Raw genomic sequence first — 9162 nt, forward strand, 5'->3', positions numbered from 1 at the left:
TGTACCCTACATACAGAGGCGGCGTATCAGCATAACCAGAGGGCAGTCTATGAATAGCTCAACTAATGCAGCAAAACGCTGGTGGTACATTATGCCAATCGTGTTTATCACGTATAGCCTGGCGTACCTTGACCGTGCGAACTTCAGCTTCGCCTCCGCCGCCGGTATCAACGAGGACCTCGGCATTACCAAAGGGATCTCTTCCCTGCTGGGCGCTCTGTTTTTCCTCGGCTATTTCTTCTTTCAGATCCCAGGCGCGATTTACGCAGAACGGCGCAGCGTACGAAAACTGATTTTTGTCTGTCTGATCCTCTGGGGCGCATGCGCGTCGTTAACCGGTATGGTCAGCAATATTCCAATGCTTGCCGCCATCCGCTTTATTCTTGGCGTCGTTGAAGCCGCGGTGATGCCCGCAATGCTGATTTATATCAGCAACTGGTTTACGAAATCCGAGCGCTCGCGCGCTAACACTTTCCTGATCCTCGGTAACCCGGTTACCGTCCTGTGGATGTCTGTGGTTTCCGGTTATCTGATTCAGGCGCTGGGCTGGCGGGAAATGTTTATCATCGAGGGCTTCCCGGCCATCATCTGGGCGTTCTGCTGGTGGGTATTGGTAAAAGACAAACCGTCTCAGGTCGGCTGGCTGTCAGAATCTGAAAAAGCCGCCCTTCAGGCGCAACTGGAAAAAGAGCAGCAAGGCATCAAAGCCGTGCGTAACTATAGCGAGGCCTTCCGCTCACGTAACGTCATCCTGCTGTGCATGCAGTATTTCGCCTGGAGTATTGGCGTCTATGGTTTTGTCCTGTGGCTACCGTCGATTATCCGCAACGGCGGCGCAAATCTGGGCATGGTAGAGGTTGGCTGGCTGTCATCTGTACCTTATCTGGCGGCGACGGCGGCGATGATCCTCGTCTCCTGGGCCTCCGATAAGCTGCAAAACCGTAAACTGTTTGTCTGGCCGCTGTTATTGATAGCCGCTTTCGCTTTTATCGGCTCCTGGGCCGTGGGTGCAGACCACTTCTGGATTTCTTACACGCTGTTAGTTATTGCGGGTGCGGCAATGTACGCCCCATATGGCCCTTTCTTCGCCATCATCCCGGAAATGCTGCCGCGCAACGTCGCCGGGGGTGCAATGGCGCTGATTAACAGCATGGGCGCGCTAGGCTCATTCTTTGGTTCATGGTTTGTCGGCTACCTCAATGGCGCAACCGGCAGCCCATCCGCCTCGTACATTTTTATGGGGGTGGCGCTTTTTGTCTCAGTATGGCTAACTTTAATTGTTAAGCCTGCTAATAATCAGCAATTACCTATTGGCGCACGCCACGCTTAAATTTTAACTTACGGAGATTCGCATGAAGCCGTCCATTATTCTCTATAAAGCGTTACCTGACGATTTACTGCATCGCCTGGAAGAGCATTTTACTGTGACTCATGTGCCTAACCTGCGCCCGGAAACGGTCGCACAGCACGCCGAGGCTTTTGCCAACGCGGAAGGTCTGCTGGGTTCCAGTGAAGCCGTCAATACCGCCCTACTGGAGAGAATGCCCAGGCTTCGTGCGACATCCACGATTTCCGTAGGTTATGACAACTTCGACGTCGATGCCCTCAACGCGCGCAAGGTGCTGTTGATGCACACACCAACCGTGCTGACGGAAACTGTCGCCGATACGGTAATGGCGCTGGTGTTAAGCACCGCTCGCCGCGTAGTAGAAGTTGCTGAACGGGTGAAAATTGGCGAATGGACCAAAAGTATCGGGCCGGACTGGTTTGGTACGGATGTACACCACAAAACGCTGGGGATTGTCGGCATGGGCCGTATTGGTCTGGCGCTGGCGCAACGCGCGCATTTTGGTTTTAGCATGCCGATTCTTTATAACGCGCGCCGTCATCACCAGGAGGCGGAAGAACGCTTCAACGCGCGTTACTGCGACCTCGATACGCTGTTGCAGGAGTCCGATTTTGTCTGCCTGATCCTGCCGTTAACCGCAGAAACGCATCATCTGTTTAGTACAGAACAGTTTGCCAAAATGAAGTCCTCCGCCATTTTCATTAACGCCGGGCGTGGGCCGGTGGTCGATGAAAAAGCGCTGATTGCCGCCCTGCAAAGCGGGGAAATTCATGCCGCAGGCCTGGATGTGTTTGAGCAGGAGCCATTACCGGCAGACTCACCGTTATTAGCGTTGCCAAACGTGGTAGCCGTACCGCACATAGGTTCAGCGACGCATGAAACGCGCTATAACATGGCGGCCTGTGCGGTGGATAACTTAATCGATGCGCTGCAAGGACGCGTTGAGAAGAATTGCGTGAACCCGCAGGTCGCGCCATAAACAAAAGGCCGGGTAGCGCTTACGCTTACCCGGCCTTTTATGTATTACAGCGCCTTCATTACTGAGCGGCATTCACCGCAGCAGTCCAGGCCTGATTAAATGCCTGATGCTGAGAGGCCAACGGGCCAATCAGCGTGTTGTACTGACTTGCCTGCTGTGAAGTTGGGAACTGGATACCGTTAGCGACAAAGCTCACCTGCGTATCCTGCTGTGCCACAAAATCACCGACCTGCACTAACTGCTGCGTGAAGATTTGCGCGGCAGGGATCAGCGGCTGTAGCGCCTCTGAAGGTACAGTGACGACTTTATTGTAGACCTGGTCAAAGACCGGCTTCAGATCCTCGCCCTGCTTCAGCGCGCCATGCGCAGCATCTGCCTGCAGTTTCGCATTCTGCAACTGTTGCCCTAATACGCCCAACGCACCATTTGCCTGACGCAGCGGTTCACGCTGAGTCACATAATCCTGAGGAACACGAATCGCATTTACGCTATCAACCACCGGGCGCAGACCGGAGTCCATTGCCTGATTAACCTGCTGCGAATAGCCATACAGAATCGCGTAATCGGACACAAACGGGCCAAACTGTTTTTTCTGATCGGCGGTCAGCGTTGGTAAACGCTCTCCGCTACGCATTGCAGTATTCTGCAGAAAATCGATAAACGCTTTGCGTTGATCGCCTTCTTTATCAAAACACCCACTCAGGCCAACTACCATTAAGAGCGCCAAAACAGGCGCAAACCAGCGAGAGCAGGACTTACCTGTCGCCATTTTAATACTCCTTTCACCCAAAAATGCGCACAACGACACCCGCGTGCCTGACGTTGACAAGGATAGTCCAGGTCAGCCCCGCAAGATACCCTTTCCGCGTAATCTTGTGGGGGAAAATAACCGCTCCCGCCACCCATCGTTTTGCTAAACAATGCGCCATTTACCACACGACGTCATATTTTAGTCATCTTTACAATCGGGATCGATCGTTCGCAGATCACGACCTTTATCAGTTCGTTAGCCTGCAAAAGATTGTCGACCCCGATCCGCTGAAACGAATCCATCACACAAACCTAAAATCCGGCTTCATTTTTTCCGACTACTCTTAATGAGCTTCGATGAAATTCACGATCCCGCTGTGTGATTTGTAGGAGTTCTCAATGGAATACAAAGATCCTATGTTTGAACTGCTGAGCAGTCTGGAGCAGATTGTTTTTAAAGATGTATCGCAGACGGTTACTCTGACGCAAAAAACCAACCCTTTCACCGAATTTGAACAGCTACGACGAGGGACAGGTTTAAAAACAGATGATTTTGCCCGAGTGATGGGCGTGACGGTCGCGACGGTTCATGAATGGGAGTCTAAACGCGTAAAGCCTTCCAATACCGAATTGAAGTTAATGCGCCTGATTCAGGCAGACCCAAGATTAAGTAAGCAACTGATGGATTGAACTATTTTTTAATTTTACTTATGAACGGTCCTGTAAAAGGGCCGTTCCCTTAAGGGGGTTATCCACAAAAAAGAAAATAGTAGTTGCATCCACATGCGTAAAATGAGTTAATGCCCTCAACGGTTTGACGTACAGACCATTACAGCAGTTAGTAAGGCAAGTCCCTTCAAGAGTTATCGTTGATACCCTTCGTAGTGAGCATTTCCTTTACTGTTAAAAAATCTGTAAAGCACGCCATATCGCCGAAAGGCACACTTATTTTTTAAAAGGTAATACACTATGTCCGGTAAAATGACTGGTATCGTAAAATGGTTCAACGCTGACAAAGGTTTCGGCTTCATCACTCCTGACGATGGCTCTAAAGACGTGTTCGTACACTTCTCTGCTATCCAGAACGATGGCTACAAATCTCTGGACGAAGGTCAGAAAGTTTCCTTCACCATCGAAAGCGGCGCTAAAGGCCCGGCAGCTGGCAACGTAACCAGCCTGTAAGCTTAAAAAGCTCAAAATTCTGAATCCCTGCCAAACGGCTGGGATTTTTTTTATCTGTACTTCGCAAGACTCCCCGCCCAAACGCTTCTTTGCATTACTTTACCCGTCCTCCCTTTGACCTTTCCCTAAGGGCAAGCTTTATAGTGAGCCAGTCTGTATTCCACAATATTCACAAGGAATTGAAGCTATGTCGAAATCCTCACTGCTGCTGGTTTTAGGTTTGCTCACAACCGGTAGCGCGTTCGCAGCAACTCCGGAAGCTGCTTTTCTGGCGGAACACGGGCTCAGCGGTAAATCCGTCGAGCAAATCGTCGAGACCATTGACCAGTCGCCACAGAACCGCCCGCTGCCGTACTCAGCATCAATCACCAGTACCGAACTGAAGCTCTCTTCGGGCGATCAGATTTATACCCTACCGCTCGGTGACAAGTTCTATCTGTCATTTGCCCCCTATGAATGGCAAACACATCCTTGCTTCAACCACAGCCTTTCTGGCTGCCAGGGCGAAATGCCGGAGAAGGCATTCAATGTCAAAGTGACGGATAACAAGGGTGAGGTGGTGGTACAAAAAGTGATGAAGAGTGGTCGAAATGGCTTCGTCGGGGTATGGCTACCGCGCAATATGGCAGGCACAATCGCGGTAAGTTACAACGGTAAAACAGCGGAGTATCCCATCAAGACGATGGAAGACAGCCAGACCTGTCTGACAAAATTACAACTGCGCTAACTACATACAAAAAAGCCGGATGGCACAATGCTTATCCGGCTTTTTCTAAGTCAGTTCAGGAGCGTTACTGCAGCAGAGAAATATCCGCTACGCGCAGGAACAGTTCGCGCAGTTTTGCGAGCATAGACAGACGGTTAATACGCAGATCTTTATCTTCCACGTTGACCATCACTTTCTCGAAGAACGCATCAACCGGTTCACGCAGTTCCGCCAACTCAACCAGCGCCTCCTGGTAACGACCAGCTGCAAAGACAGGCTCCAGCTTATCGCGCAGCACCACAACCTGCAGCGCCAGCGCAATTTCTTCCGGCTCTTTCAGCGTTGCCGAATTTACGCGGTCATTCAGCGTCTCTTCAGACTTCGCCAGGATGTTCGATACACGCTTGTTCGCTGCAGCCAGCGCGGACGCGGCCTCCAGCGTACGGAAGTGCGAAACCGCCTTCATACGTGCGTCGAAATCAGCCGGACGAGTCGGACGACGCGCCAGTACTGCCTGAATGGTATCGACGGTGTAACCTTCATCCTGATACCAGGCGCGGAAGCGACCAAGCATAAAGTCGATCACATCATCCACCACGTTGGCGTTAGTCAGCTTGTCGCCATACAGACGAACCGCTTCTTCGGTCAACGTTTGTAGATCCAGATTCAGGTTCTTCTCAACGATGATACGCAGTACGCCCAGCGCGGCACGACGCAGCGCAAACGGGTCTTTGTCGCCTTTTGGATGCTGACCGATACCGAAGATACCCGCCAGGGTGTCCATCTTATCGGCAATCGCCACGGCACAGGCAACCGGGTTAGACGGCAGGTCATCACCGGCAAAACGCGGCTGATACTGCTCGTTCAGCGCCACAGCGACATCTTCCGCTTCACCATCGTGACGCGCGTAGTGCATGCCCATCACGCCCTGAGTATCGGTGAACTCGAAGACCATGTTGGTCATCAGGTCACACTTGGACAGCAGGCCAGCACGCGTTGCGTGGTTAACGTCAGCGCCAATCTGACCAGCAATCCAGCCCGCCAGCGCCTGGATACGGTCAGTCTTGTCGCGCAGCGTACCCAGTTGCTGTTGGAACAGCACGGTTTGCAGACGCGGCAGATGGTCTTCCAGACGTTTTTTACGGTCAGTATTGAAGAAGAATTCGGCATCCGCCAGACGCGGACGAACCACCTTCTCGTTACCAGAGATGATTTGCTGCGGGTCTTTGGATTCGATGTTGGCAACGAAGATAAAATTCGGCAGCAGTTTGCCGTCGTTCGCGTATACCGGGAAGTACTTCTGGTCACCTTTCATGGTGTGTACCAGCGCTTCGGACGGAACAGCGAGGAATTTTTCTTCGAACTTCGCGGTCAGCACGACCGGCCATTCCACCAGCGAGGTGACTTCTTCCAGCAGGCTTTCACTCAGATCGGCGTTGCCGCCAATTTTACGCGCCGCGTCTTCGGCATCGGCTTTGATTTTGGCTTTACGCTCAGCGTAATCCGCAATCACTTTGCCGCGCTCACGCAGAATTTCTGGGTACTGATCGGCATTATCGATGGTGAACTCCGGCTCGCCCATAAAGCGATGCCCGCGGATCACGCGATCGGACTGAATACCCAGAATAGTTGCCGGAATAACTTTATCGCCCAGCAGCAACGTCACGGTGTGAACCGGACGCACGAAGTGAACGTCAGACGCGCCCCAGCGCATCAGTTTCGGGATCGGCAGCTTCGCCAGTGAGGTGGCGATCATATTCGGCAGCAACGCTTCAGCGCTTTCGCCTTTCACATGCGCGCGATACAGCAGCCACTCGCCTTTGTCGGTGGTCAGACGCTCAGCCTGATCAACCGTGATGCCACAGCCACGCGCCCAACCTTCGGCCGCTTTGCTCGGTTTACCTTCGGCGTCAAACGCCTGGGCGATAGCCGGGCCGCGTTTTTCTACTTCACGGTCGGGTTGTGCTTCAGCCAGGGCAGCGACTTTCAACGCCAGACGACGCGGCGCGGCGAACCACTCCACGTTGCCGTGCGCGATGCCAGCATTATCCAGCTCCGCGGTAAAGTTCGCAGCAAAGGACTCAGCCAGGCTGCGCAGTGCTTTTGGTGGCAGCTCTTCAGTGCCGATTTCCACCAGAAAAGTTTTCTCAGACATGGCCGCCTCTTATTTGTCTTTGTTGCACATCGGGAAGCCAAGGGCTTCACGGGAAGCGTAGTAAGCTTCTGCCACTGCTTTGGTCAGGGTGCGAATACGCAGGATATAGCGCTGACGCTCGGTGACGGAGATGGCTTTACGCGCATCCAGCAGGTTGAAGCTATGGGCGGCTTTCAGAATACGTTCATACGCAGGCAGCGGCAGCGGATTTTCCAGCGCCAGCAACTGCTGCGCTTCTTTCTCGTACTGCTCGAAGCAGGTGAACAGGAAGTCCACGTCGGCGTATTCGAAGTTGTAGGTGGATTGCTCCACTTCGTTCTGATGGAACACGTCGCCGTAAGTGGTTTTACCCAGCGGGCCGTCGCTCCAGACCAGGTCGTAAACGCTGTCTACGCCCTGAATGTACATGGCCAGACGTTCCAGACCGTAGGTAATTTCCCCGGTCACTGGTTTACATTCCAGACCACCAACCTGCTGGAAGTAGGTGAACTGCGTGACTTCCATGCCGTTCAGCCACACTTCCCAACCCAGCCCCCAGGCACCCAGCGTCGGGTTTTCCCAGTTATCTTCCACGAAACGGATATCGTGAATGGTCGGGTCCATACCCAGCTCTTTCAGAGAACCCAGGTACAGCTCCTGAATGTTGTCCGGAGACGGCTTAATCACTACCTGGAACTGATAGTAGTGCTGTAAGCGGTTCGGGTTTTCGCCATAGCGGCCGTCGGTCGGACGACGAGAAGGCTGCACATAAGCAGTCGCCATCGGTTCCGGCCCCAGCGCCCGCAGGCAGGTCATTGGGTGAGATGTCCCCGCGCCGACTTCCATGTCCAATGGTTGAACGATGGTGCAGCCCTGGCGAGCCCAGTAATCCTGTAAGGTCAGGATCAAGCCCTGGAAGGTCCTGGTATCAAACTTTTGCATATTATTTCGTGCTGGATACGTGTGGATTTAAAGGAAGCGGTCAGTATACCCGCTGGCTGCAAGATATACAGTACGAAACGGGAAAAAGGGGGAACTTAGCGCATGGAAAGGTGTAAAAACTGCCCGTCTGCATCAAAAGAGCAGACAAAACTCTCTTTACGGAAGGTAGAACCACGCATCTCATAGCTGCCCTGAAATTGTTCCAGATCGGAGATATCAATTTTCTGCACACCAGTGTTGTAGATTTGTGCCGCCTCATTTTTACACAGTGACTCCATATCCAGCGAACGTGTTGCACTGACTTTGATCTTTTGCGCCTTCTGCGCGGGTGCAGGCGGCTGGGTGTCGGCGCACGCAACCAGTAAAAGGGTAACGATCGCGGAAAAGAAATACTTCATCATCATTTTATTAGCGCCTGGTTTGCTGGTCAGTCTTATTATTAAGTGTCTGGAAACGGATGCTATTTTGAGAATCTCATCAGACCATCTCAAGCTTTAGCGTAAGAACTCGGATTTTTCCAGTGAGCTACGCTCGCAAAATTTCGGTCAGACTTTTTTTAATGAATACAGAGGAACTGATGCAGCCCAAAATATTCTGGATTGATAACCTGCGCGGGATAGCCTGTCTCATGGTTGTGATGATCCACACCACGACCTGGTACATCACCAATGCGCAAAGCGTCAGCCCGTTGAATTGGGATCTGGCCAATGTGCTCAATTCAGCCTCTCGCGTCAGCGTCCCGTTGTTCTTTATGATTTCGGGCTATCTGTTTTTTGGCGAGCGCAGCGCCAAACCGCGCCATTTCATGCGCATTGCGCTCTGCATCCTGTTTTACAGCAGCGTGGCGCTGGCCTACATCCTGCTGTTTACCTCGATCAACGCTGAGCTGTCGCTGAAAAACCTGCTGCAAAAGCCGGTGTTCTATCACCTGTGGTTTTTCTTCGCGATCGCCGTAATCTACCTGGTTTCCCCGCTGATACAGGTAAAAAATATCAGCGGCAAGATGCTGCTGGCGCTTATGGTGGTGATTGGGGTGATTGCCAATCCCAATACCGTCTCACAAAAAATTGGCGGTTTTGAGTGGCTTCCCATCAACCTGTACATCAGTGGCGACACGTTCT

10 protein-coding genes are annotated in these 9162 nt (G+C 52.4%); 6 read left to right on the forward strand and 4 right to left on the reverse strand.

Annotated elements, in window-relative coordinates; translation table 11 throughout:
• The first annotated feature begins 49 nt into the window (after positions 1-49).
• Together KQJ19_RS14435 and ghrB are read left to right on the forward strand one after the other, a co-directional pair.
• A complete protein-coding gene (locus KQJ19_RS14435; protein ID WP_003827389.1) occupies positions 50-1330 on the forward strand; it encodes an MFS transporter in 1281 nt (426 codons plus the stop codon).
• Between the two features lie 22 nt (positions 1331-1352).
• Positions 1353-2327: a glyoxylate/hydroxypyruvate reductase GhrB gene (ghrB, locus tag KQJ19_RS14440; RefSeq protein WP_016154914.1), complete on the forward strand. Its 975-nt coding sequence runs from the start codon at positions 1353-1355 to the stop codon at positions 2325-2327.
• 58 nt (positions 2328-2385) lie between these two features.
• On the opposite strand, the gene KQJ19_RS14445 is transcribed toward ghrB, so the two are convergent.
• The gene (locus tag KQJ19_RS14445; RefSeq protein ID WP_016154915.1) at positions 2386-3096 is read right to left on the reverse strand and encodes a DUF3053 domain-containing protein; all 711 of its coding nucleotides are present in this window, start codon (positions 3094-3096) and stop codon (positions 2386-2388) included.
• 380 nt (positions 3097-3476) lie between these two features.
• Here KQJ19_RS14445 and KQJ19_RS14450 point away from each other — a divergent pair, with 380 nt between their 5' ends.
• The 3 genes from KQJ19_RS14450 to cueP all read left to right on the forward strand — a co-directional run bounded on the left by KQJ19_RS14450 (position 3477) and on the right by cueP (position 4986).
• On the forward strand, positions 3477-3767 hold the full coding sequence (locus tag KQJ19_RS14450) for an HTH-type transcriptional regulator (protein WP_016157726.1): 291 nt from the start codon (positions 3477-3479) through the stop codon (positions 3765-3767).
• Between the two features lie 279 nt (positions 3768-4046).
• Entirely contained in the window at positions 4047-4259 is a 213-nt protein-coding gene (gene cspA / locus KQJ19_RS14455; RefSeq protein ID WP_000014594.1) for an RNA chaperone/antiterminator CspA, read from the forward strand.
• Positions 4260-4446: 187 nt separating this feature from the next.
• Positions 4447-4986 carry a copper-binding periplasmic metallochaperone CueP gene (gene cueP, locus KQJ19_RS14460; protein WP_046275781.1) on the forward strand — a complete coding sequence of 180 codons (540 nt, stop codon included), beginning with the start codon at positions 4447-4449 and terminating at the stop codon, positions 4984-4986.
• A 64-nt stretch (positions 4987-5050) separates the two neighbouring features.
• On the opposite strand, the gene glyS is transcribed toward cueP, so the two are convergent.
• The 3 genes from glyS to KQJ19_RS14475 all read right to left on the reverse strand — a co-directional run bounded on the left by glyS (position 5051) and on the right by KQJ19_RS14475 (position 8445).
• Complete coding sequence (gene glyS / locus KQJ19_RS14465; protein ID WP_016157728.1) at positions 5051-7120, reverse strand: glycine--tRNA ligase subunit beta; 2070 nt, start codon at positions 7118-7120, stop codon at positions 5051-5053.
• 9 nt (positions 7121-7129) lie between these two features.
• On the reverse strand, positions 7130-8041 hold the full coding sequence (gene glyQ, locus KQJ19_RS14470) for a glycine--tRNA ligase subunit alpha (protein WP_001168551.1): 912 nt from the start codon (positions 8039-8041) through the stop codon (positions 7130-7132).
• A 95-nt stretch (positions 8042-8136) separates the two neighbouring features.
• Positions 8137-8445 carry a YsaB family lipoprotein gene (locus KQJ19_RS14475; protein WP_200049438.1) on the reverse strand — a complete coding sequence of 103 codons (309 nt, stop codon included), beginning with the start codon at positions 8443-8445 and terminating at the stop codon, positions 8137-8139.
• Between the two features lie 173 nt (positions 8446-8618).
• Between KQJ19_RS14475 and KQJ19_RS14480 the strand changes: the two genes are divergently transcribed.
• Positions 8619-9162, forward strand: a 544-nt coding sequence (locus KQJ19_RS14480) for an acyltransferase family protein (protein WP_216403795.1), incomplete at its 3' end; no start/stop codon positions are given.

The organism is Citrobacter sp. S46_ASV_140 (assembly GCF_018919545.1).
Lineage (GTDB): Bacteria > Pseudomonadota > Gammaproteobacteria > Enterobacterales > Enterobacteriaceae > Citrobacter > Citrobacter braakii.

Coding starts and splice junctions, on each gene's coding strand:
- KQJ19_RS14435 (WP_003827389.1), top strand. CDS start 50: ATGAATAGCTCAACTAATGCAGCAAAACGCTGGTGGTACATTATGCCA.
- ghrB (WP_016154914.1), top strand. CDS start 1,353: ATGAAGCCGTCCATTATTCTCTATAAAGCGTTACCTGACGATTTACTG.
- KQJ19_RS14445 (WP_016154915.1), bottom strand. CDS start 3,096: ATGGCGACAGGTAAGTCCTGCTCTCGCTGGTTTGCGCCTGTTTTGGCG.
- KQJ19_RS14450 (WP_016157726.1), top strand. CDS start 3,477: ATGGAATACAAAGATCCTATGTTTGAACTGCTGAGCAGTCTGGAGCAG.
- cspA (WP_000014594.1), top strand. CDS start 4,047: ATGTCCGGTAAAATGACTGGTATCGTAAAATGGTTCAACGCTGACAAA.
- cueP (WP_046275781.1), top strand. CDS start 4,447: ATGTCGAAATCCTCACTGCTGCTGGTTTTAGGTTTGCTCACAACCGGT.
- glyS (WP_016157728.1), bottom strand. CDS start 7,120: ATGTCTGAGAAAACTTTTCTGGTGGAAATCGGCACTGAAGAGCTGCCA.
- glyQ (WP_001168551.1), bottom strand. CDS start 8,041: ATGCAAAAGTTTGATACCAGGACCTTCCAGGGCTTGATCCTGACCTTA.
- KQJ19_RS14475 (WP_200049438.1), bottom strand. CDS start 8,445: ATGATGATGAAGTATTTCTTTTCCGCGATCGTTACCCTTTTACTGGTT.